The organism is Rhodococcus sp. IEGM 1351 (genome assembly GCF_030056875.1).
GTDB lineage: Bacteria > Actinomycetota > Actinomycetes > Mycobacteriales > Mycobacteriaceae > Rhodococcus_F > Rhodococcus_F opacus.
In genome coordinates, this window is the sequence record NZ_JASHKU010000003.1 from 351,013 (window position 1) to 372,088 (window position 21,076).

Below are 21,076 nucleotides of genomic sequence, written 5' to 3' on the forward strand. Positions count from 1 at the left end.
GCTCGACTCGGCGAAACCGATACCGCGCCCGAATTCCCCGCCACGCACGTCGCGTCTCCGCTTGTTAGCGTGGCGGGGTGACACCTCGTGCCCAGCCCGTCGAACCGCTGACGCGGTGCACGGCACATGGCACGGCGTTCGACGAGCACGCGGTGACCGTCCCACGCTCCGGCGATCGTGCGCTGGTCGCGGTGCCGCGCGGGGTGACGCCGTCCGCGGTCGCGTGCTACCTGCACGGGCGTACGGGTGACGAGAGGTCGATCGACGACCGCGCCGGCCTGCGGGACGGCCTGCTGGACGCCGGCTACCTGGTCGCCAGTCCCTACCTGCACGGCGACCAGTGGGGAAACCGCCTGGCGCAGGACGCCGTGGTCGCACTGGACGAGTGGGTGTCCCGCCGGTGGCCGGTGACAGTTCGGTTCCTCATCGGCGAATCGATGGGCGCCAACGCCGCTGCCAACGCCGTACGCCTGCGGGAGGTCGCGTGGGACGGAGCCGTGTTCATCGCTCCGTCGCTGTCGCTGCGCGCAGTGTGGGAACGGGGCGAACACGGACGCGACACCGTGCGGGACGCCTTCCGCGTATCCGCGGACGGGCACGACCTCGAACCGAAGACCGAGCACTGGGACGCCGTCCGGCACGAGCCGGGAGACTATGTCGGAGTGCCGATTCGGGTGTACGCGTCGCGGGAGGACGAGGTGGCGAACATTGCCGGCGTCACGGGGCCGTGGGTCGAGATGCTCCGCCGCGGCTCGGACGCCGTCGAGTTCGTCGAGGTGAGCGGACCGCACGTCTCGGAAGACCACTTCCGCACCGCGGAGGTCGTGCAGTTCTTCGAGACGATCCGGTGAACACGGGGAGGCCTTCTCGGCGAAGACCTCCCCATGTGTTCAGGCCTCGGTCCGGTGCGTGGTGTCCAGGCGGAAGATGTTGGTGAAGAAGTCCTTGACGGCCTGGATCTTCTCGTTGGTCAGCTCGATGGCGTGGCGACGCGATTCTTCGAGCGCGGTCGACATGGCGGCTTCCTTTCGTCGAGGGGGCACAGCATGGCGATCGACAGTCTGCCTCACGATGCTGACGTCCGCATGACGAACAGGTGTCCTCCGTGCAACTCGAACAGCAAGCGGGGGAGCACCTTCGGCTAACCTGGCACGATGACGACGAGCAGCGCAGACAGCCGGGTCGCGATCACCTACTGCACCCAGTGCCAGTGGCTGTTGCGCGCGGCGTGGATGGCGCAGGAATTACTCGGCACGTTCGGGCAGGACCTCGGCGAGGTCGCGCTCGTCCCCGGCACCGGCGGGATCTTCCGCATCACCGTCGACGACGAACTGATCTGGGACCGCAAGGAACAGGGCGGCTTCCCCGACATCACCGTGCTCAAGCAATTGGTCCGGGACCGGGTGGCGCCCGACCGCCACCTCGGGCACAGCGACAGTAAGAGTCCCTAGGATCAGATTCCGACCGCGCGCTCGAGGGCGCGCAGTTCGTGCCCGAGCCGGGCGGGGATCGACTTCAGGTCGGGCACCGCGCTGCGGCAGCCGGTGACCCCGAACGAGATGATGTCGTCGTTGCTGGTGCAGGTGATGTTCAGGCCCTGGCCGTCGACGGGCACCGACAGCGGGTAGATGGCGTCGAGCCGCGCCCCGTTCCAGTACAGGGGCGAGCTGGGACCCGGAACGTTGGAGATGATGAGGTTGAACGGCGGGCGCACCCGCGAGTTGTGCCCGAACAGCATGCTCGCGCCGATCGGTGCCGCGCCGAGAGCGCTCATCGCGAGGATCTGCGTCGCACTCATCGTCTCGTACGCCTCCTTGCCCTCGCGCATCGACGTCCGGATGGTGTCGAGGCGATCCGCCGGGTCGGGGAGGTGGGTGCCGAGGTTGCACATGAGCACCCCGATGTTGTTGCCGTTCGACGCCTCGCGCTGACTCTTCAGCGACACCGGCACCATCGCGATCAGCGGCTCGGCGGGCAGGGCGTTCTGATCCTCGAGGTAGCTGCGGAGCGCCCCGGAGGACATCGCGAGCACGACGTCGTTGATGGTGGTGTCGGACAGCTTGGCGACGAGCCGGAGACGTTCGAGCGGCCACGACTGCGCCGCGAACTGGCGGGCACCGGTGATCGGCACGTTGAACGGGGTCTTCGGTGCGGACAGGGCGAGTGGGCCGCCCTGGTCGCGGAAGGCGCGGGACACGGTGCCGGCGAGCGCGGGCACGAGCCCGGCGACCTCACCGACGGTGTCGCGGGCGGTGCGGAACGTGGAACCGGCCAGACCCGACAGGCTGAAGCCCTTCGACGGCGTCCGCTGCGGCCGCGGGCCCCGCGGCTGCCAGGGAGCCGGCACGTCCCGATCTTCCGAGTTCTCGCTGAGCGCGTTGCGCAGCATCTTCATCGCGGTGACGCCGTCGGCGACCGCGTGGTGGATCTTGGTGTAGACCGCGAACCGTCCGTCGCTCAGACCCTCGATCAGGTGCATCTCCCACAGCGGGCGGCTGCGGTCGAGCAGCGATCCGTGCAGCCGCGAGCAGAGTGCCATCAGCTCGGCCTCGCCCCCGGGGGCGGGCAGCGCGTCGTGCCGGATGTGGTGACCGAGGTCGATGTCGTCGACGGTCTCCCAGCTCCACTGACCGAGCGTCGAGAAGGACCGGTGGGCTCGCTTGGCGAGCCGGGGGGTGACGATTCCGTCGCCGTCGGCGAGCGCGCGGTCGAGCATCGCGCGCATGTCGTACGTGTCGGCGCCTTCCGGGAGCTGGAAGATCTCTACGCCGCCGACATGCATCGGGTGCTCACGGGACTCGCCGAGAAGGAACATCGAGTCGAGAGGGGACATGGGGAGCGGCATCTAGGGCCCTTTCCATCCCGTAGACGACTTCCCGGATCGCGGGAGGGCTCGTCTGTGGTCTGAGGTAACGGGAGATGGTGACGTTCCGTTTGTCAGGGACCACCACCGGATAACTAATTGATATGGGACGGGTCACGAAAGCGTGACGTCGTATGTCTACAGGTTTCGCGTGAGCCATGCCACTAGACAAGCGTCCAGTTTGGATGGTGTCATTCGGGTGGAGTACACCGAAGGTGAACTCCGTGTGAACATCCGAATTTTGTGCACTCAGTGCGGAATTCGCGAATTCGGGCCTGCATAGGGTCGAAAGTCCCTACTCGGTAAGAATTGTGGCATGAACAAGCCATGGGCGGTTGTAAAGCACGTGCCGTTCGAGGGACCGGCGCTCGTCGGTACTTTGCTGGCGGAGCGGGGAATTCGGTACACCGAGTACCCCATGTACCGGGCGTCGGAACTCCCGGCCGTTCACGACATCGGCGGCCTCGTGGTGATGGGCGGTCCGATGGGCGCACTCGATGACGTTACCCACCCGCAACTTCCACGAGAGCGAAACTTCATCAAAGAAATTGTGGACGCCGGACTTCCGATGCTGGGAATCTGCCTCGGCGCGCAGCTTCTCGCCGCCTCGTTCGGCAGCGCGATCCGCCGGGGGCCGACCCCGGAGAACGGCGCCGGGACGGTCACCGTGTCCGTGGACGGGACGCGCGATCCCGTGTTCGGTTCGGCCGGCGCCGAGGTGCCCGTCGTCCACTGGCACGGCGACACCTTCGACCTCCCCGACGGCGCGATCGGGCTGGCGAGCAGTCACCTCTACGAGAATCAGGCGTTCGCGATCGGCCGCCGGGCGTACGGGTTGCAGTTCCACGTCGAACTGACCCGCGCGCAGCTGGCGGTGATGCAGGCCCACATGCCGCCGGACACCGCGCCGTCGGGGGCCCACATGGCCGACGTGGAAGCGGCCGGGCGGATCATCATCGGCTCGTTCCTCGACCTCGCCGAGAGCTGAGGGGATCGGGCGAGCGGTCGCCGATGAGTTTTGCGCACCGCTGCGGTCTGTATCGATGACCTTCCGCAGTGGGCGGAACCCGAGAAGGAGAATCACATGTCCCGGATGCTCTTCGTGAACCTGCCGATCAAGAACCTCGACGCGACCAAGACGTTCTTCGCCGGACTCGGCTTCGAGTTCAACACTACGTTCAGCGACGACTCCTGCACCGCCATGGTGATCAACGAGTACACGTCCGTGATGCTCCTCGTCGAGTCCCGGTTCAAGGACTTCATCGAGGGCGGCATCTGCGACACCTCGAAGTCCGTCGAGGCCCTCATGTGTATCTCGGCCGACAGTCGCGAGGAGGTCGACAGCCTCGTCGACAAAGCCCTCGCCTCCGGCGGGACGTCGTGGGGCAAGCTCCAGGACGAAGGCTTCATGTACGGACGCGCGTTCCGCGACCTGGACGGTCACGTCTGGGAGGTCATGTGGATGGATCCGGCCGCCGTGCCGGCGTAGGGGTCAGGCGGGCGGGGTCTCCGGTAGTCCGAACTTCTCGAACAGATCGACGTCGAAGAAGCAGACGACATGGGAGACCCCGTCAGCCGTGACGTCCAGGACGTGGAGCTGGAACGGACGGTGGACGCCGTCCTCCCCGCGCATGTACAGGCCGAGGGCCGGTTGTCCGTTGGCCGCCGTGGGCACCAGGCGCATGTCGCCCGCAGCCTTGGCTGGACAGTTTCCGCTGATCAGGGTGCCGATCGAGGCGCCCCCGCGATACCAGCCGTCGAACGGTGGCATCTCCCAGACGGCGTCCTTGGTGAACAGTTCGACGATCGCGTCGATATCGTAGTTCTCGAACGCGGCGACGTAGCGGTCGAGGAGGTCGCGTTCCTCGGGTGATTCCGGTTCCACGAGAGTGTCGGCCGTCGGCATGGCCAGTTCGAGTTGCGCACGTGCACGCTGCAGCAGGCTGTTGACCGCCGTCGTGGTGGTACCGACAGCCGCCGCGACCTCCGACGCCTTCCACTGCAACACGTCGCGGAGGACGAGAACCGCACGCTGACGTGCAGGAAGATGCTGAAGGGCGGCGATGAACGCCAGCCGCACCGACTCGCGCGACGTCACGACGGTGGCGGGATCGTTCGCATCGTCGTCGATGAGGCGGTTGGGGAGCGGTTCGAGCCACGGGACCTCGTGTCGCTCGACGAGGTCGGCGGTCGGGTCGGAGTCGGGAGCCCCCAGCCCGCTCGGCAGCGGACGCTTGGATTTGCTCTGCAGGGCCGTCAGGCACGTATTGGTGGCGATCTTGTACAGCCACGTCCGCAGCGACGCCTGCTGCTGGTAGCCGTCGTACCCCCGCCAGGCCCGGATGAAGGTCTCCTGCATCTGGTCTTCGGCGTCGTGAAGCGAGCCCATCATGCGATAACAATGGGCGAGCAACTCGCGCCGGTAAGGGTCGGCGAGTGCGAGGAAATCCCCGTCGAGCGACTGCGCAGCCGTCATGGTTGGAGCTTACTGCGGCCGTCCGACAGATGTCGGGCCCTCGCGCCCGCCGACCCGCGGGTCAGCCCCAGTTCACCATCGGCTGCCCCGTCTCGAGCAGGGTCTTCATTCCGCTCAGCACCTCGTTCCAGCCGCCGCCCGCGCCCTCGGACTCCCGCCTGCCCGCGACCATCTCGGCCAGGCCCGGTGCGTTGGTGAGGTCGTGTGTGACAGTCAGTTTCGCGACTCCGGGCCGGCTCGACGGCACGATCTCGTAGGTGAGCGTGGTGAATCCCTCCACGTTGTCGGCGTCCATCAGCATCCGCCACGTCTGCACCAGCTTCTTCGGCGGATCGGACTCGATCACCTCGCCGTCGACGATCACGTCGGGCACGCCCGGGTATTCCTTCATCGCGTCGTCCGCGCGCGATCGGAACGCACCGCCCGCGCGGAGGTCGTAGTCGACGAGGCCGCCGTAACCGTACTGCTGCGACCACTCGGGTTTGGTGATGGCGTCCCAGATGGCCTCCGGCGTCGCCTTGATGTAGACGGCGTAGATCTGGAATGCGTCGGCGGTAGTCATTTCTCTTCCTCCAGTTCGGCTTTCAGCTGAGCGAGCGCACTCGTGTGACGCTCGGTGTATTTGTCGATCCACCGGTTGTGGATCAGCTGTATCGGCACAGGATTGAGGTAGTGAAGTTTTTCCCGGCCGGAGCGGCGCGTGACGACGAGCCCCGCGTCTTCGAGCACACGCAGATGCTTCATGACCCCGAATCGCGTCATCTCGACCTGCGACTCGAGTTCGGTGAGCGTCTGACCATCCTGGGCGAACAATCGGTCGAGTATCAGGCGGCGGGTGGAATCGGCCAGCGCCTTGAAGACGTGATCGTCGTCCATGAATCGAGAATAGGTGACCATTTGGTCACATGTCAACGCCCGTGAGTACTTATTAACCGCGGGGGGGTTAACAAGTACTCACAGGGGAAGTTCTCGCCCGGTTCACGCGCCCGCCACGGTGCGTCCACGAACCAGGGCAGTCCGGTCCCTACCGTCCGAGGGTCCCGGTTCGTCACCATGGAGGTTTCAGACAGTGTCCACTGCACCACTCAACCGCCGCGGGTTCCTCGGTCGCACCGCGCTCACCGGCCTCGGTGTGGCACTCGCCGGAAGCGTCGACGCCCTCGTCCGGCCGGCGTTCGCGTCCGCGGCGCCGGGACAGGCGATCGGCTACGGACCGCTCGTACCCGACCCGAACCGCATTCTCTCGCTCCCGGTGGGTTTTTCGTACACCGTCGTCTCCCGTTCGGGTGAGACCCAGTTGGACGGTGGCGTACCGGTTCCGAGCGATCCCGACGCCATCGGGGTGTTCGCGCGACCCGGCGGTTCCACACTCGTCACCAATCACGAGATCGGCAGCGACGAACCGTTCGGCGTACCCGCCCTCGACGGATTGACGTACGACACGGGCGCGCGCGGCGGCACGACCACGACCGCGGTCGGCGCCGACGGCGCACGGCAGGGCCAGTACGTCAGCGTCGCGGGCACCGTGAACAACTGCGCGGGCGGCATCACCCCGTGGGGAACGTGGTTGACCTGCGAGGAGACGGAGGCGCGGGCGGGGGAGGACGGGTTCCTGCTCGACCACGGTTACGTCTTCGAGGTGGACCCGGCGAGTCAGGACGCGAACAGGGGAAAAAGTCCTGTGCCGCTGAAGTTCCTGGGCCGGTACGCGCACGAGGCCGTGGCGGTGGATCCGGCATCGAGCACCATCTACCTCACCGAGGACGCGTCCGGGCCGAACGGCCTGTACTACCGGTGGACGCCGCCGCAGGGTTTCCGGGGCGGGCCGAACGCGCTGCGCGAACTCGCGCAGTCTCCGGGCGGCGACACCGCGGGCGCCCTCCAGGCGATGGCGTGCTTCCAGGGCGGAACGCACGTCCCCGACCTGTCGCAGGCCACCGAGCCGGGCACCGTGTACGCCGTGCAGTGGGTAGGTGTGCCGGACCGCGACGCGACGAGCACGTCGGTGCGCGAGCAGTTCGGGAACGACGTCGTCACCCGGAGCCGCAAGCTGGAGGGCCAGTGGTGGGGCGACGGCGGCGCCTACTTCGTCGCGAGCTACGCGCGGACCAGCGACGGCAGCGTCGCCGAGCACGACGGCCAGGTGTGGTTCTACGACCCGGCGAAGCAGACCGTCACGCTGAAGACCCTGTTCGGTGTCAATCCCGATCCCTCTGTCGACACCGGAAACTACGACGGGCCCGACAACATCACCGTCTCGCCGTACGGCGGCGTGATCCTCGCCGAGGACGGCGAGGGAATAAGCCACCTCGTGGGCGTCACGGCGCAGGGCGAACCGTTCGCGATGGCTCGCAACGAGTTGAACGACAGCGAGTTCTGCGGTCCGGCATTCAGTGCGGACGGGAAGATCCTGTTCGTGAACATCCAGTCGCCGGGGCTGACGCTGGCGATCACGGGTCCGTGGCACCGTCCCCTGTGAGTACTTGTCAACCGCCCGCGGTTAATAAGTACTCACGGGCCGGAGGCATAAACCCACCCGCGGAGCGCGAGGAACCGCAGCCCGCCGACGACGGCGCTGACGGCGATGACGAGCGCGACCTGCGCCGGGCCGTCGGCGCCGGGGAAGAGCATGTGCAGCAGGGCGAGCGCGAGTGAGCTGACGGCCAGACCGATCAGCGCGAGGGTTCCGCCTTCCCATTGCGCGACGAACCAGCGGACGCGGTCCACGGCGCGGAAGGTGAGCCGTCGGTGGAGTTCGTTGGCCAACATCGAACTGGTCACCACGCCGACCAGGTTGGCGACGAACGACCCGTACATGTCGAGGGTGAAGAACGCGAGAGCGTAGAGCGCATTGCTCGACGTGCCCACCAGCGTGAACCGGGTCAATTGAGCGAACACGCCGCCGGCCCGCCCACGTAGAGGGGGATACGTGGGCGGGCCGACGGCGTCGTGGAACTGAACGATCATCTCATTCAGCGGATGAGGGCACCGTTGCCGGTGTCCGTCACGTGGCCGCCGCCGAGGACGCCGGCCACTTGCTCTTCGCTCAGTCCCAGTTCGCGCAGGCGATCCCAGACCGCGTCGAATTCGACGAGCTTGGCGTTGAGATCGTTACGCAGGCGGTTGACCTCGTCGCGGATCTTCTCCGCTTCGTCGATCGCTTCCAGCGTCCGCTCCGGCTGGGGCAGCAGCATGGACAGGAGACGGTCCCGGGCGTCGGCGCTCAACCCCGCGAAGGGCTGCCGCTGATCGGCGGGGGCCTCGTGCCTGCCGCCGCGGACGTCGGACGACTGGATCGGTGCCGTGTCGGGCTCGAGTGCGTACTCCGGAACGGGGGCGTACTCGGGTTCCTGGACGGGCTCCTGCTCGCTCGACAGGTCGATGGTGCGACGCAGCGGGCGGTTGGGCAGCAGGATGACGGCGATCAGGGTGATGACGGCGACGGCGGCGGCGATGAGGAAGATCCGGCCGGTCGCGTCTCCGTATGCGGCGCGGATGACACCCTGCACGGGAGCGGGCATGGACGTCAGGTCCAGGCTTCCGCCACCGCTGCCCGCCCCGCTCTTGATACCGATCTTCGCGAAGCCGTCGGCCGACAGGTCGGCGACGCGGGTGGCCAGCACCGAGCCGAGAACCGAGACGCCGATCGCGCCACCGAAGGTCCGGAAGAAGGCGACCGAGCTGGATGCCGCACCGATGTTCTGGACGCTGACGGTGTTCTGCACCGCGAGGACCAGGTTCTGCATCAGCATGCCCATGCCGAGACCGATGATCGCGATGTACGCGCCGACCAGGGTCAGGCTGGTCTCGTGATCGATGGTGCCGAGCAATCCGAAGCCGACGATCATCAGGACTGCGCCGCCGACGACGAACGGCTTCCACTTACCGAAGCGAGTGATGAGCTGTCCGGATCCGACCGTGCCGAGGAGCATGCCGGCGACCATCGGGATGGTGAGCACTCCGGCCATGGTCGGGGTGTAGCCACGCGAGGTCTGGAAGTACTGGCCGAGGAACGTGGTGGAACCGAACATTCCGACACCGACGGCGACGGACGCGATGATGGCGAGTCCGGTGGTCTTCTCCGTGACGATCTTGAGCGGGATGATCGGTGACTTGGCCTTGGCTTCGACGAGGATCGTCGCGGCCAGCAGGAGTACACCCGATCCGACGTACATGACCGTCTCACGGGAGAACCACTCGTAGTAGCCCGCCTTGCCGGCGAACGAGACCCAGATCAGCAGGATGGACACACCGGCGGTCAGCAGGAGGGCGCCGAGCCAGTCGATGGAGACGTCGTCCTTCTTCTCGGTCGCGAGGTGCAGCGTGCGCTGCAGCAGGAACAGTGCGATGACGGCGAGCGGCACGCACACGAAGAAGCACCAGCGCCAGCCGAGGGGGCTGTCGACGATGACGCCGCCGAGGATCGGACCACCCGACATCGACACGGCCATGACGGCACCCATGTAACCGGAGTAGCGGCCGCGCTCACGGGGAGCGACGATGGTGCCGATGATGGCGACGACGAGGGCCGTCAGGCCACCCATGCCGACGCCCTGGATGACGCGCGCGGCCAGCAGGATCGGCACGTTGTGCGCGAAGCCCGCGATCACCGAACCGATGACGAAGATGACGATCGCGCTCTGGACGAGAACCTTCTTGTTGAACAGGTCGGCGAGCTTGCCCCAGATGGGTGTCGAGGCGGCATTGGCGAGCAACGCGCTGGTGATGACCCAGGCGTACGCGGTCTGCGTGCCCTTCAGGTCACCGATGATCGTCGGGAGGGCGGTGGCGACGATCGTGCTGCTCAGCAGCGCGGTGAACAGCGCCGCGAGCAGGCCCGTGAGGGCTTCGAGGATTTGGCGGTGCGTCATGGCCGTCGTTTCTTCAACCGGCGGCCGAGTCTGTGTTTCGGTCATACGCTTTGTGTTCCAATCGGGTTCGAGCTCGTGACGGTCCGGTGTTCTGGATCGAAGAGTGTTTCCTTCAGGTGCCGGATGGACTCGAGGGCAATCGCTGCCTCGGTCTCGTTCCATCCGGTCATCAACTTCTGCATTCGTGCGGCTCGCTGTGTTCTCACGTGCTTGACGTACGCCATTCCCTCCGGCGACACGCGTATTCGGAATGCGCGTCCGTCGGCGGGATCCGAGTGCCGGGTGACGTAGCCGACGTCCACCAGATCGGTGATCTGGCGACTGAGTGAGGACTGGCTCACACACAGCTCGGTGGCGAGTTCGTTCTGCCGGCATTCCCCCCGAGCCGCGAGAACGAGGAGGACCCCCGTCAACGCGCGCGGGATGTGACCGTCGCCTTCCGACACCAGGGCGTCGCGAAGCACGCGGCCGAAGAGGAAGACCTCGTCGATGAGCGCTTCGGTGGTGCCGAGAGATACGGACGACACGGTAGGCACTGACGAGACGGACATGGCAACCCCTGAAGGACGACTTACTTGATGCAAGCAACTATATACATCGTTAGCGCAAGCAAGTAAGTCGAATCGGTGTCTGATGCATCACAAAACGAAGTGAATTATTATCTGCGTATGAATGCAGATATGCGCTCTTGCCGGCGTCGGCTCGACGAAGACCAGGTCGGGCTTGTGGTCGAGGTCTTCCGCATGCTCGCCGACGCGACCCGGGTGCAGGTGCTCTGGCAACTCGTGGGAGGCGAGCTGTCGGTGAACGAGCTGGCCGAACGGGTGGGAAAGCCGGCGCCATCCGTCTCGCAGCATCTCGCGAAGCTCCGGATGGCGCGGCTCGTGCACACACGGAGGGAGGGAACGTCCATCTACTACAGCGTCGCCAACGAGCACGTGCAGCAGTTGGTCACCGACGCCGTGTTCAATGCCGAGCACGCGGGCCCCGGTATCCCGGGACATCACCGTGCCACCGGCGACCTGCAGGTCATCCACGAGGACGCGGACCTCGCCGCGGAGGGAGGCGGGTCGTGAACGGGCACGGACATTCCCACGGCCACGGCCACGGCCACGGGCATTCGGGTGGCGTCCGCGGGGTGATCCGCGAGATCTTCGCCCCGCACAGCCACGACTCCGCGGACAGCGTCGACGACGCACTCGAGGCGAGCGAGATCGGGATCCGGGCGGTGAAGATCAGCCTGGTGGTGCTGGGCGTCACCGCCCTGGCGCAGGTGATCGTGGTGGCGCTGTCCGGTTCCGTCGCGCTCGCCGCCGACACCGTGCACAACTTCTCCGACGCGCTGACAGCGGTTCCGCTGTGGATCGCGTTCGCCCTCGGACGGCGGGCAGCCACCAGGCGATTCACGTACGGATACGGCCGGGCCGAAGACCTCGCCGGGTTGTTCGTCGTGGCGATGATCGCATTGTCCGCGGTCGTCGCGGGTGTCGAGGCGACCCGCCGCCTCCTCGATCCCGTGCCGATCCACCACCTCGGGTGGGTGGCCCTCGCCGGTGTCATCGGTTTCGCCGGTAACGAATGGGTGGCGCTGTATCGCATCCGGGTCGGCAGGCGGATCGGCTCCGCCGCGCTCGTCGCCGACGGGCTGCACGCACGGACCGACGGATTCACCTCCCTCGCCGTGGTGCTGGGCGCCGGTGGTGTCGCGGTCGGGATTCCGCTCGCCGACCCGGTGGTGGGCCTGGTCATCACGGCTGCGATCGTGCTCGTGTTACGGACCGCGGCACGCGACGTGTTCCGGCGGTTGATGGACGGCGTCGACCCGGAACTCGTCGACGCCGCCGAACGGGCCCTCGCCGCCGAACCGGGGGTGGTCGGGGTGCGGAGCGTGAAGATGCGGTGGATCGGGCACCACCTGCATGCCGACGCCGAACTCGACGTCGACCCTTCGACCAGCCTGCGCGACGCGCACCGCGTGGCGCACACCGCCGAACACACACTCAGGTACGCCGTTCCGAAGCTGAGTACCGCCCTCATCCACGCCTATCCGGCGCACGACGTGGAGACGGCCGGTCAGACGGCGTGACTCGCCGTCACCGCGGGTCGGGGCCGGTGGCGACCGGGCGGCCGGGATCGGACGACCACTGCGACCAGGACCCCGGATACAGGGCGGCGTCGACGCCGGCGAGCGCGAGTGCCGCAACCTGGTGGGCTGCCGTCACACCCGATCCGCAGTAGACGCCGACGCGACGTCCGGGTTCCGCGCCGACCGCGGCGAACCGTTCGCGCAGCGCCTCGGCAGGCGCGAACCGTCCGTCGGGCCCGAGATTCTCGGACGTCGGGGCGCTGCGGGCACCGGGAATGTGCCCTGCGCGGAGATCGACGGGTTCGGTCTCGCCCGAGTACCGCTCGGCGGCACGGGCATCGAGAAGGCGACCGTGGGTGGCGAGTTCGGCGGCCTCGTCCGCGGTCAGCGTCGGCAGGTGGCCCGCGGTGAGCACGACGTCACCGGGCAGTCGTGGGTGCTCGTCGCCGGATCGGACGGGGTGGCCCGCCGACGTCCACGCGCCGAGTCCACCGTCGAGCATCGTCACGTCGGCAACTCCGGCCCAGCGCAGCAGCCACCACGCCCGCGCGGCGGCGAGGTTCCCCGTGGCGTCGTAGACCACGACCGGGCTGCCGGCCCGGACACCCCACCGGCGTGCGGCGTCCTGGAGGTCCGTCACCGTCGGCAGCGGATGCCGGCCCCGCTCCGGGGATCCCGGGGCGGCCAGTTCGGTGTCCAGGTCGACGAACACGGCACCGGGAATGTGCGCGTCGAGGTAGTGCTGCCTGCCCTCGGTGTCGCCGAGCGCCCACCGCACGTCGAGAAGGACCGGCGGAGCGTCGCTGCTCAGCGATTCCGCCAACTCGTCGATCGTCACCACAGGGCTCATCGCACCACTGTCGCACAACGAAGGTTCGGTGTGCCGCGCTGCTGCTCGCGGCCGCGGTGTTCGGGCTGGCCGGGTGTCAGATCAGCCTCGACGCACGGGTGCGCGCCCGTACGGTTGTCGCACGGGCGCGGTGATCGGCAGTTCGGGGATCGGCCGCGTGACCGGGAAGGAGTCGAGAGTGAACGGGCTGCCGTGATGAGCGAGCTGCACCGGTTCGCCGGACAGCAGGCGGTAGGTTGCGGTCTTGGCGCGGACGTCCACGTGGATCTGGCTGCCCCGCACCGTCATCCGGAATGACAGATTGACCAGCTGTGGTGGTATCCGCGGTGCGAACGAGATGTTGCCGCCGTGGTCGCGCATTCCACCGAATCCCGCGACACACGCCATCCACGTTCCGGCGAGTGAGGCGATGTGCAATCCGTTCTCCACGTTGGCGTGGAGGTCGTGGAGATCGGTCAGAGCGGCCTCGGCGAGGTAGTCGTAGGCGAGTTGAAGTTGCCCGACCTCGGCGGCCATCACGGACTGCACGCACGCCGACAGGGACGAGTCCCGAACCGTCAGTGCCTCGTAATAGGCGAAATTGGCGATCTTCTGTTCGTGGGTGAAGGCGTCGCCCCGAAGATACATCGCGAGCACCAGGTCGGCCTGCTTCACCACCTGCTTGCGGTAGAGATCGAAGTACGGGTAGTGGAGCAGCAGCGGATAATGCTCGGGTGGTGTGCCTTCGAAGTCCCACTCGGCGTGGTGCGTGAAGGCGTCGGATTGCTGGTGGACGCCGAGAGCGTCATCGAACGGGATGCGCATGTGCTCGGCGGCATCTCGCCAGAGTGCTGCTTCCTCGTCGTCCACACCGAGCTCGCGCGCCAGGCCGGGGCGTCTCTCGCAGGCGGCCGCCGCGTCGTGCAGATTCTTCTGCGCCATCAGATTGGTGAACACGTTGTTGTCGGCGACGGCGGTGTATTCGTCCGGCCCGGTGACACCGTCGATTCGGAACTCGCCCTGCGCATTGTGATGGCCGAGCGACGTCCACAGCCGGGCGGTCTCCACGAGCAGTTCGACGCCGCATTCGGCTTCGAACTCCTCGTCCCCGGTCGCGGCCAGGTACCGGGATGTCGCCGCGGCGACGTCGGCACCCACGTGGAAGGCCGCGGTTCCCGCGGGCCAATAGCCGGAGCATTCTTCGCCGTCGATCGAGCGCCACGGGAACACGGCGCCTGCCTGCCCCAGCTGCACGGCACGGTTCTTCGCCTTGTCGAGCGTGGAGTGCCGCCAGCGCAGTGCGTCGCGGGCCGAGTCCGGCACCGTGTACGTGAGCAGCGGGAGGACGAACGTCTCGGTATCCCAGAACGCATGTCCGTCGTATCCGGGCCCGGTCAGGCCCTTCGCGGGGATCGCCCGCGATTCACCGCGAGCACCCGCCTGCAGCACGTGGAACAGCGCAAACCGCACCGCCTGCTGAAGTTCCGCGTCGCCGTCGATCTCGACGTCCGCCGTCTCCCAGAAGGCGTCGAGATACTCGCGCTGCCGTTTCAGCAGGGTTTCCCAGCCGGTTTCGAGTGCGCCGGCGAGCGCCCCCTCCACCTGGCCGCGCAGAGCCGGAGTCGAGCGCCGCGCCGACCACCCGTACGCCAGGTATTTCGTCACCCTCAGGCGTTCACCCTGCGGGATGTCGACGGCGACGGTGAGCCGTGCCAGATCCTCCTCGGTCTCGATACTGCACCGCCCGTTGGCGGGGTAGTCGATCTCGTGGTCCATCCCCGCGGCCATCCGCAGTCCCGACGCCCTCGTGTGATGGGCGAGCACAGCCTTGAAGTCGTGGGCGGCAGCGAAATCGGAGACAAGTGGACTGTCCAGGGCGGCAGCCACTCTCGGGTCGTCCGTGCGGGCCGGGATGTGTTCGTTGGCGAGCAGATCCGACTGCAGGACGAGTTCGATATCGCCATCGAGCGGCTCGACCTCGTAGTGGATGGCGGCGACCGCGCGCGAGGTGAACGAGACGAGTCGTTCCGAGTGGATGCGCACCCGGCGTCCGGTCGGTGACGTCCACTCGGTGGTGCGGCGCAGGGTGCCCGAGCGGAAGTCGAGGACGCGCTCGTGCGCCGGTGCGCTCCCGTACCGCATGTCCATGGGCTCGTCCTCGACGAGCAGGCGGATGATGCTGCCGTCGGTCACGTTCACGACGGTCTGCCCGTCCTCGGGGTAGCCGTAGCCCGCCTCCGCGTAGGGCAGGGGACGTTGCTCGTAGAACCCGTTGAGGTAGGTGCCGGGGAGACCGCGCGGTTCACCCTCCTCGAACGTGCCACGAATCCCGATGTGTCCGTTGGACAGTGCGAAGGTGGATTCGGTGGCGTGCAGCGCCTCCAGATCCAGTCCGCGCCAGCGCAGCTGCCACGGTGAGATCTCGTAGCCCTTGTCGTCCATGCTCACCTTTCCAGAAGTTCGGCCAGGTCGTTCACCACCACGTCGGCGCCGTGCTCGCGTAGCGCCTCGGCCTGATCGTTGCGATTGACCCCGACGACGTAGCCGAATTCGCCTGCCCGCCCCGCTTCCACTCCGGACAGGGCGTCCTCGAACACGGCCGCCTGATCGGGATGGACGTTGAGGGCGCGGGCGGCTGCGAGGAACGAATCCGGCGCGGGTTTCCCGCGGAGACCCTGCTCGGTGATCACGACCCCGTCGATGCGGACGTGGACGTAGCGGCTGAGATCGGCCGCGTCGAGGACGGCCTTGCCGTTCGCGGACGACGTGACGACGGCGATCTTCAGGCCGGCGTCGTACGCCGCGCTGATGTAGCGGACCGAACCGGGGTAGGGGCTGACGCCTTCCTCTTCGATGACTTTCAGCAGCAGTCGGTTCTTGCTGTTCCCGACACCGTTCACGGTCTCGGCGCCGGGTGGATCGTCCGGCGACCCCTCCGGCAACGTGATGTTGCGGGACGTGAGAAAGGTCCGGACCCCGTCGGCGCGGGGGCGTCCGTCGACGTAGTCGTAGTAGTCCTGGTCGGTGAACGGCCGGAAGTTGGTGCCCTCGCGATGCTTCAGGAACTCGTCGAACGTGCGTTTCCACGCCTTCCGGTGCAGCACCGCCGTTCCCGTGAGCACACCGTCGAGATCGAACAAGCAGGCCGAGATCGCATCAGGCAGTCCCATCACCTCCCCGACGGTACCGCCGTCGACGGCGGTTTCGCTGAGGCGCGCGCAAATCCCGCACCCGATCGGACCGGCATCAGGTCGTTGACTTCCAGTCGGCGGCGGTCGAATACTGAGAGTTCCCATTGACTGTTGCGGAGTGCACCGTGAGCATCGAGGAACCGGTCCCGTCGGAGCACGTGAAATCCCTCGCCGTTCGCGCGATGGAGATCATGGCGAACGGAAGCCGCGCCGATTTCGATTCCGTCGTCCACACGGACGCATTCAACCGGGAGAGCGCGACGGAACCCCCGCGGACGCGACGGCGTGGACCCGACGCGTTCTACGCTACCGCCGTGTGGCTGCGCTCCGCGTTCGCCGAGCTGCGGTTCGACGTCGAGCATGTCGTCGTCGAGGGCGACCTCGCCGTCGTCTACACGATCATGAAGGGCAGGCACGTCGGACCCTTCGTCGTCTACGACGAGCAGGGGTCGATCGACCAGGTGTTCGCGCCCACGGGACGATCGTTGGCGGTCAACCAGTCGCACTGGTTGCGCGTCGAAGACGGCCGCGTCATCGAGCACTGGGCCACCCGGGACGACCTCGGTCAGGCGGTCCAGCTGGGCTGGGTGCCGCCGACGCCGCTGTCCATGGTCCGCAATGCTTGGGCCAAGCGTGCAGCGCGCAGGAATGCATCGCACTGACCCCTGACCCATGTCGGAACGGTGACGATTCCCCATAAAATCGCCAAAACGTACCAAACGGGCCGTATGTTTCGTTCGATCGATAGATACTCGAACGAAGGAGATCGTCCTTGAAACGCTCGGTGGTTATCGCGGCAAGTTGTGCGCTCCTGACGCTGTCGGCCTGCGGGTCCGACAGCGAACCGACGCCGACATCCGAAACGGCTGGCTCGACCACTAAGGCGACACCCGCCGCAGCCACGACCGCTCCGCCGACATCGGAGCTCGCACCGCCGGCTGTCGCACCCGAGTCGAACGGAGGCGGCGGCGGTTCGTCGGGGACCGGGCAGGGCGGTTCCGGCGGGGGTGGGCAGGCTCCGGTCGCAGGTCAGCAGCAGGCGCCGGTGGTGCTTCCGCCTGCCGTCGTCGAGAACCCGCCGGCGGCGGTCGAGCAGCCTCCAGTAGGCGAGCCCCCGGCGGGTGAGAATCCGGACGCAGAGAACCCGGACGCAGAGAACCCGGACGCGGAGAATCCGGACGCGGAGAATCCGGACGCGGAGAACCCGGACGCGGAGAACCCGGACGCGGAGAACCCCGACGGCGGCACCCCTTAGTCGAAGAAGCGGCGAGTAGCGGGCGTCGCGAGCATCGCGGCGCCCGCCTTTGGTGCTCGCGTCATGAGGTATGGCTAGTTCATCGAGATTGCGTATCGGCCCACTGGGATGCCGGAGCGTGAAGTCGCCGCCCAGGGGCATGGGCACCGATCCTGGGCTGCGACTACGCGCATCGGCTGTACCGCGGCTGTTGACGGCCGGTAATCCGGAGACGATCGTTGTAGACATGAAAGTCGGGCCGCCCGCCCATACCGGATGGTGGCGCGGGCGCAGGTTGCCGCGTAGACCACAGAGCGGATCATTCATGCGACGTCCTGAACCCATTGGCAGCAGGCGATCGTGACCTGTTGTTCTCCCAACGGGCTCCGGCGACAGACGTTCTCGTCTGGCTCGTTTCCGCAACGATCTGCTCGTCGGCCGAACTCACCGATCAGGCCCAGCTCGGCCGCGTGCGAGCCCAACTGCCGGACCGACTGCCCGAGCAGCTTTTGACGGGCCCGACCTCGAGCGTCTGGAGGCACCCCATGGCACGCATTCTGTTCGTCACCTGGGACGGCGGCGGCAACGTGCCACCCGCTCTTGGCATCGCGACGGAGGCGCGCAACCGCGGTCACCAGGTCCGATTTCTCGGACACGCCCAGCAACGCCGGCGAATTGAAAGCCACGGTTTCCGCTTCACGGCCTACACCCACGCACGACCCTGGCAGTCGACCGCCAGACATCCCGGTATCGCCGGCGTGTACCAATCGCTTGCTGTCTTCACCGACGCCGGGCCCGGAATCGATCTACTCGACACCGTCGCGTGCGAGCCGACAGACGTGGTCGTGGTCGATTGCCTGCTGTACGGGGCCCTGCAGGCCGCCGACGACGCGAACCTGATGCGTGTCACGCTGGTACACACCTACTACGAGTACATGTATCGAGACGTGACGCATGGTATGACGCCTGTGATGGCCCGTCTGAAAGGCCAACGGCCACTGAGGCTGTGGGCGTCATCGGACCTGGCGCTGGTAACGACCGAGAAGGAACTCGATCCGGCCTCCCGCAGGAGCCTGCCCGCCTCCGTCCACTACACCGGGGTGGTGCACCATTCGATGCCGTCCACGTTGACACCCGTGTCCGAACGCGATCAGCTGATCCTGGTCAGCCTCAGCAGTCTCAACTTCGACGGGCAACAGCGGGCCCTGCAGAACGTCCTCGAGGCTGTCGGTGGACTGTCCGCCCACACCGTTGTCACTACCGGGCCGTCCGTCGACCCGAGCACCCTCACAGCGGGCCCGAACATCGAAGTGCACGGCTACGTTCCGCACGAACAGATCCTGCCGACCGCCACTCTCGTTGTCGGGCACGGCGGCCACGACACCACGATGCGCGCCCTCGCGCACGACCTGCCCCTGGTCATCCTGCCAATTCACCCGGCGCTCGATCAGAAGATGATCGGCCGCAGTCTGGAGCAGCGCGGCGTGGCCCGTTGCCTCCGCAAGACGGCTTCGCCCGAGCGAATCCGGTCAGCTGTCGGCGAGCTGCTCGTAGCCGGACCGCACAGGGTGACCGCAGCAACTCTGGGAGCGCGGATCCGCTCCCATGACGGTGCCGTTCATGCCACGGACCTCATCGATCACCTGCCGATCCGAGAACGACGGAGGGGAGTGCGATGACGGGTGGGCGTCGAGCAATGCATGTATCTGCATCTCCGCCCCGTGCGGCCCACTCTGAAATCCCTCGGCGTGCGGGGATCAGTCCGAAAGGCTGCCGACGCGATCGGCGAGCAGCTCACTGTAGGTGCGATTGGTGCCCGGGGCGAGCCGCACCCAGTAACTGGTGTGGTCGCCCCGGAACAGGTAACCGTTCACATCCTCGATTGCCTCGGAGTATTGCTGCCACACCGTCCACGGTCGCCACCAGTTCAGGATCACCGCCTGCCACCGGCGGGTGCGGAGTCGGTCGAGGAGGTCCGCCACCCACGCCGCCGGGTCGGCGAGTGAGAAGGCCGCCGACTGGTCCGCGAACGTGCGCAGCGGCGAGTTGCTCGGACAGCAGCAGATGACGTCCAACGGGTCGGCGATCTGCCACACGGGCATCCCCGTGATCGGGCGTTGCCCCGCGATTCCCCAGCCCGGCAGGTCCGGAGATGCCGGCCGCAGCGGATCGGCGATCAGACCGGCCCCGCGAACGTCCAGCGAGGGATGCTGCCCCCGTCCCACCTCGGCCGCCACGTTGCCGGCGAGCGCAGCGCCTCCCGAGTAGCCGAGCAGAACAACGGGACTCGGATCTTCCGCGATCATCCGCAACAGAAGCGTGCGTCCTTCGGACAGCGCCTTGTCGAACGCCGATCCACCCGGATCGGGCACCGGTCCGTAACTTGCCTCCCACGGAACCTGTTTGACGACGAACCGTGCGGGATCCAGCAGTTGTGTGGTGTTGGTGAGCATGTTGACGCCCCGATCCTCACCGATGCCGCGGCAGCATAGAACGGTGATCATGCAACCTCCCATGTGAGTGCCGATGCGTGCTCGAGCACACTTTCCCACTCACGTGCGGGGGTGTCCCCCGATCGGGGGAGGCGCGATTCATCCGATGCATGACCTGATCGGAGGACAGACGTGGGCACCGGGACGGGAGAGAGTTGTCTCGTACCGGGATCAGCCGTTCACGTGGACAGGAGCCTTTGTCATGTCACCCATCTCCAGTATCGAGGTCGCCCGAGCCCGGCGGTCTCGCCGCGTGTTGTTCGTCGGCAATCCCACCCGCTACAACGATGTGTCGCAGTGGGCGATGGTCCGGCAATGGGTGTCGCTCCACGGGCTGGAACCGATCCGCGAATTCGAGGGAGACGTGCTCTGCGTCATCGTCACCGAAGACATTCTGGACGGGCTCTGTTCGCCGACGGAATCGGCTGCCGTTCAGCACGCTCGTGCGCTCGGCGTGCCGTGCATCAGCGTCCATGACACGACCTTGATCTGGCAGGTGACCGCCCGCGTTCGGGCGCGGATGGGACAGCCGCAGGTCGGTGCGTCGGCCACGCCCCACCGTGGCGGGGCGTGAAACGGGAGAGCGTCGATGCCGGACCGTTCGAATTCTCGAGTCGGTCACCGAATTTCGGTGCCGACTCGTGAAGATTATCTTCGATTCGGTGATGGGATCGCATACGTCTCGCAATCGCCAACTTTGGGTATGTAATTCGAGTGTTGGCAGGACTTCGAGTGTGCGCAGACACCGCGATGCGGACTTGACTGCGTGAAAATCTCTCTGCCCGAACACCTGTGGTCAGTTTGACGAAAACGACTGTCCCCGAACCAATTGTAAGAGCGAATAACCGCTGCTCAGTCCGTATTTAGTGCAGACCGCGCGGTCTCATGTCGCCGGTGCGGATGAGACAGGACGGAATCGCGCTGATAGCGTCCACACTCGTTGTGAATGTTCGATGTCGTCTATCTACATGGCGGTGCTCGGGGCACTTCTGGTTTTTGCTCGTTGGTGACGACGGCACGGTCCGCGTCCAGAG

23 protein-coding genes are annotated in these 21,076 nt (G+C 66.8%); 11 read left to right on the forward strand and 12 right to left on the reverse strand.

The window, feature by feature from the left end; genetic code table 11:
- The first annotated feature begins 77 nt into the window (after positions 1–77).
- Positions 78–851: a serine aminopeptidase domain-containing protein gene (locus QM806_RS07685; protein ID WP_120659568.1), complete on the forward strand. Its 774-nt coding sequence runs from the start codon at positions 78–80 to the stop codon at positions 849–851.
- A 39-nt stretch (positions 852–890) separates the two neighbouring features.
- Here the strand turns inward: QM806_RS07685 and QM806_RS07690 are convergent, their stop codons facing one another.
- Positions 891–1,016 carry a hypothetical protein gene (locus QM806_RS07690; RefSeq protein WP_005257351.1) on the reverse strand — a complete coding sequence of 42 codons (126 nt, stop codon included), beginning with the start codon at positions 1,014–1,016 and terminating at the stop codon, positions 891–893.
- Between the two features lie 138 nt (positions 1,017–1,154).
- Between QM806_RS07690 and QM806_RS07695 the strand changes: the two genes are divergently transcribed.
- Positions 1,155–1,451 carry an Rdx family protein gene (locus QM806_RS07695; protein WP_005573297.1) on the forward strand — a complete coding sequence of 99 codons (297 nt, stop codon included), beginning with the start codon at positions 1,155–1,157 and terminating at the stop codon, positions 1,449–1,451.
- Between the two features lie 2 nt (positions 1,452–1,453).
- On the opposite strand, the gene QM806_RS07700 is transcribed toward QM806_RS07695, so the two are convergent.
- Complete coding sequence (locus QM806_RS07700) at positions 1,454–2,845, reverse strand: WS/DGAT/MGAT family O-acyltransferase (protein ID WP_005257349.1); 1,392 nt, start codon at positions 2,843–2,845, stop codon at positions 1,454–1,456.
- A 334-nt stretch (positions 2,846–3,179) separates the two neighbouring features.
- Between QM806_RS07700 and QM806_RS07705 the strand changes: the two genes are divergently transcribed.
- Together QM806_RS07705 and QM806_RS07710 are read left to right on the forward strand one after the other, a co-directional pair.
- A complete protein-coding gene (locus tag QM806_RS07705; RefSeq protein WP_169693853.1) occupies positions 3,180–3,851 on the forward strand; it encodes a type 1 glutamine amidotransferase in 672 nt (223 codons plus the stop codon).
- 96 nt (positions 3,852–3,947) lie between these two features.
- On the forward strand, positions 3,948–4,352 hold the full coding sequence (locus QM806_RS07710; RefSeq protein ID WP_007300651.1) for a VOC family protein: 405 nt from the start codon (positions 3,948–3,950) through the stop codon (positions 4,350–4,352).
- Between the two features lie 3 nt (positions 4,353–4,355).
- Here QM806_RS07710 and QM806_RS07715 read toward each other — a convergent pair whose 3' ends face one another.
- From QM806_RS07715 to QM806_RS07725, 3 genes are all read right to left on the reverse strand, one after another.
- Positions 4,356–5,339, reverse strand: coding sequence for a sigma-70 family RNA polymerase sigma factor (locus tag QM806_RS07715; protein WP_169693854.1), 984 nt, complete (start codon positions 5,337–5,339; stop codon positions 4,356–4,358).
- 61 nt (positions 5,340–5,400) lie between these two features.
- Positions 5,401–5,901 carry an SRPBCC family protein gene (locus QM806_RS07720; protein WP_169693855.1) on the reverse strand — a complete coding sequence of 167 codons (501 nt, stop codon included), beginning with the start codon at positions 5,899–5,901 and terminating at the stop codon, positions 5,401–5,403.
- Entirely contained in the window at positions 5,898–6,236 is a 339-nt protein-coding gene (locus QM806_RS07725; RefSeq protein WP_065489769.1) for an ArsR/SmtB family transcription factor, read from the reverse strand. The genes QM806_RS07720 and QM806_RS07725 overlap by 4 nt, the downstream gene beginning before the upstream one ends.
- Before the next feature lie 172 nt (positions 6,237–6,408).
- On the opposite strand from QM806_RS07725, the gene QM806_RS07730 reads away from it, so the two are divergent.
- The gene (locus QM806_RS07730; protein ID WP_169695937.1) at positions 6,409–7,818 is read left to right on the forward strand and encodes an alkaline phosphatase PhoX; all 1,410 of its coding nucleotides are present in this window, start codon (positions 6,409–6,411) and stop codon (positions 7,816–7,818) included.
- Between the two features lie 32 nt (positions 7,819–7,850).
- Here QM806_RS07730 and QM806_RS07735 read toward each other — a convergent pair whose 3' ends face one another.
- Genes QM806_RS07735 through QM806_RS07745 form a run of 3 tightly spaced genes read right to left on the reverse strand, consistent with a single transcriptional unit; the run spans position 7,851 to position 10,761 of the window.
- Positions 7,851–8,306 carry a GtrA family protein gene (locus tag QM806_RS07735; RefSeq protein WP_283290928.1) on the reverse strand — a complete coding sequence of 152 codons (456 nt, stop codon included), beginning with the start codon at positions 8,304–8,306 and terminating at the stop codon, positions 7,851–7,853.
- A 5-nt stretch (positions 8,307–8,311) separates the two neighbouring features.
- On the reverse strand, positions 8,312–10,255 hold the full coding sequence (locus QM806_RS07740) for an MDR family MFS transporter (RefSeq protein WP_169695637.1): 1,944 nt from the start codon (positions 10,253–10,255) through the stop codon (positions 8,312–8,314).
- The gene (locus QM806_RS07745; protein WP_005264015.1) at positions 10,252–10,761 is read right to left on the reverse strand and encodes a MarR family winged helix-turn-helix transcriptional regulator; all 510 of its coding nucleotides are present in this window, start codon (positions 10,759–10,761) and stop codon (positions 10,252–10,254) included. The genes QM806_RS07740 and QM806_RS07745 overlap by 4 nt, the downstream gene beginning before the upstream one ends.
- Positions 10,762–10,878: 117 nt before the next feature.
- Between QM806_RS07745 and QM806_RS07750 the strand changes: the two genes are divergently transcribed.
- Positions 10,879–11,286, forward strand: coding sequence for an ArsR/SmtB family transcription factor (locus tag QM806_RS07750; protein ID WP_039952872.1), 408 nt, complete (start codon positions 10,879–10,881; stop codon positions 11,284–11,286).
- Positions 11,283–12,296, forward strand: coding sequence for a cation diffusion facilitator family transporter (locus QM806_RS07755; protein ID WP_133986253.1), 1,014 nt, complete (start codon positions 11,283–11,285; stop codon positions 12,294–12,296). Before QM806_RS07750 ends, QM806_RS07755 begins: the two co-directional genes overlap by 4 nt.
- 7 nt (positions 12,297–12,303) lie before the next feature.
- On the opposite strand, the gene QM806_RS07760 is transcribed toward QM806_RS07755, so the two are convergent.
- From QM806_RS07760 to QM806_RS07770, 3 genes are all read right to left on the reverse strand, one after another.
- Positions 12,304–13,137, reverse strand: coding sequence for a sulfurtransferase (locus QM806_RS07760; protein WP_283290984.1), 834 nt, complete (start codon positions 13,135–13,137; stop codon positions 12,304–12,306).
- Between the two features lie 90 nt (positions 13,138–13,227).
- Positions 13,228–15,567: a glycoside hydrolase family 65 protein gene (locus QM806_RS07765; protein ID WP_005573278.1), complete on the reverse strand. Its 2,340-nt coding sequence runs from the start codon at positions 15,565–15,567 to the stop codon at positions 13,228–13,230.
- 2 nt (positions 15,568–15,569) lie between these two features.
- Positions 15,570–16,295 carry an HAD family hydrolase gene (locus QM806_RS07770; protein WP_283290932.1) on the reverse strand — a complete coding sequence of 242 codons (726 nt, stop codon included), beginning with the start codon at positions 16,293–16,295 and terminating at the stop codon, positions 15,570–15,572.
- A 146-nt stretch (positions 16,296–16,441) separates the two neighbouring features.
- On the opposite strand from QM806_RS07770, the gene QM806_RS07775 reads away from it, so the two are divergent.
- The 3 genes from QM806_RS07775 (at position 16,442) to QM806_RS07785 (ending at position 19,229) form a co-directional block, all read left to right on the forward strand.
- Positions 16,442–16,978: an ester cyclase gene (locus QM806_RS07775; RefSeq protein ID WP_283290933.1), complete on the forward strand. Its 537-nt coding sequence runs from the start codon at positions 16,442–16,444 to the stop codon at positions 16,976–16,978.
- A 110-nt stretch (positions 16,979–17,088) separates the two neighbouring features.
- Positions 17,089–17,571, forward strand: coding sequence for a chromosome condensation regulator RCC1 (locus QM806_RS07780; RefSeq protein ID WP_269591391.1), 483 nt, complete (start codon positions 17,089–17,091; stop codon positions 17,569–17,571).
- Positions 17,572–18,095: 524 nt separating this feature from the next.
- Positions 18,096–19,229, forward strand: a complete 1,134-nt coding sequence (locus QM806_RS07785) for a glycosyltransferase (RefSeq protein ID WP_283290935.1) — start codon at positions 18,096–18,098, stop codon at positions 19,227–19,229.
- A gap of 78 nt (positions 19,230–19,307) precedes the next feature.
- Here the strand turns inward: QM806_RS07785 and QM806_RS07790 are convergent, their stop codons facing one another.
- Entirely contained in the window at positions 19,308–20,054 is a 747-nt protein-coding gene (locus QM806_RS07790; protein ID WP_167117019.1) for an alpha/beta hydrolase, read from the reverse strand.
- A gap of 190 nt (positions 20,055–20,244) precedes the next feature.
- On the opposite strand from QM806_RS07790, the gene QM806_RS07795 reads away from it, so the two are divergent.
- Positions 20,245–20,616 carry a hypothetical protein gene (locus QM806_RS07795; protein ID WP_133986260.1) on the forward strand — a complete coding sequence of 124 codons (372 nt, stop codon included), beginning with the start codon at positions 20,245–20,247 and terminating at the stop codon, positions 20,614–20,616.
- Positions 20,617–21,076 lie beyond the last annotated feature (460 nt).

Excerpts from the sequence above, each read along its gene's own strand:
- QM806_RS07750 (WP_039952872.1), top strand. The coding sequence starts at position 10,879 with ATGAATGCAGATATGCGCTCTTGCCGGCGTCGGCTCGACGAAGACCAG.
- QM806_RS07725 (WP_065489769.1), bottom strand. The coding sequence starts at position 6,236 with ATGGTCACCTATTCTCGATTCATGGACGACGATCACGTCTTCAAGGCG.
- QM806_RS07700 (WP_005257349.1), bottom strand. The coding sequence starts at position 2,845 with ATGCCGCTCCCCATGTCCCCTCTCGACTCGATGTTCCTTCTCGGCGAG.
- QM806_RS07795 (WP_133986260.1), top strand. The coding sequence starts at position 20,245 with ATGTCACCCATCTCCAGTATCGAGGTCGCCCGAGCCCGGCGGTCTCGC.
- QM806_RS07785 (WP_283290935.1), top strand. The coding sequence starts at position 18,096 with ATGGCACGCATTCTGTTCGTCACCTGGGACGGCGGCGGCAACGTGCCA.
- QM806_RS07720 (WP_169693855.1), bottom strand. The coding sequence starts at position 5,901 with ATGACTACCGCCGACGCATTCCAGATCTACGCCGTCTACATCAAGGCG.
- QM806_RS07765 (WP_005573278.1), bottom strand. The coding sequence starts at position 15,567 with ATGGACGACAAGGGCTACGAGATCTCACCGTGGCAGCTGCGCTGGCGC.
- QM806_RS07715 (WP_169693854.1), bottom strand. The coding sequence starts at position 5,339 with ATGACGGCTGCGCAGTCGCTCGACGGGGATTTCCTCGCACTCGCCGAC.
- QM806_RS07705 (WP_169693853.1), top strand. The coding sequence starts at position 3,180 with ATGAACAAGCCATGGGCGGTTGTAAAGCACGTGCCGTTCGAGGGACCG.
- QM806_RS07690 (WP_005257351.1), bottom strand. The coding sequence starts at position 1,016 with ATGTCGACCGCGCTCGAAGAATCGCGTCGCCACGCCATCGAGCTGACC.
- QM806_RS07710 (WP_007300651.1), top strand. The coding sequence starts at position 3,948 with ATGTCCCGGATGCTCTTCGTGAACCTGCCGATCAAGAACCTCGACGCG.
- QM806_RS07745 (WP_005264015.1), bottom strand. The coding sequence starts at position 10,761 with ATGTCCGTCTCGTCAGTGCCTACCGTGTCGTCCGTATCTCTCGGCACC.
- QM806_RS07740 (WP_169695637.1), bottom strand. The coding sequence starts at position 10,255 with ATGACCGAAACACAGACTCGGCCGCCGGTTGAAGAAACGACGGCCATG.
- QM806_RS07770 (WP_283290932.1), bottom strand. The coding sequence starts at position 16,295 with ATGGGACTGCCTGATGCGATCTCGGCCTGCTTGTTCGATCTCGACGGT.
- QM806_RS07735 (WP_283290928.1), bottom strand. The coding sequence starts at position 8,306 with ATGATCGTTCAGTTCCACGACGCCGTCGGCCCGCCCACGTATCCCCCT.
- QM806_RS07695 (WP_005573297.1), top strand. The coding sequence starts at position 1,155 with ATGACGACGAGCAGCGCAGACAGCCGGGTCGCGATCACCTACTGCACC.
- QM806_RS07790 (WP_167117019.1), bottom strand. The coding sequence starts at position 20,054 with ATGATCACCGTTCTATGCTGCCGCGGCATCGGTGAGGATCGGGGCGTC.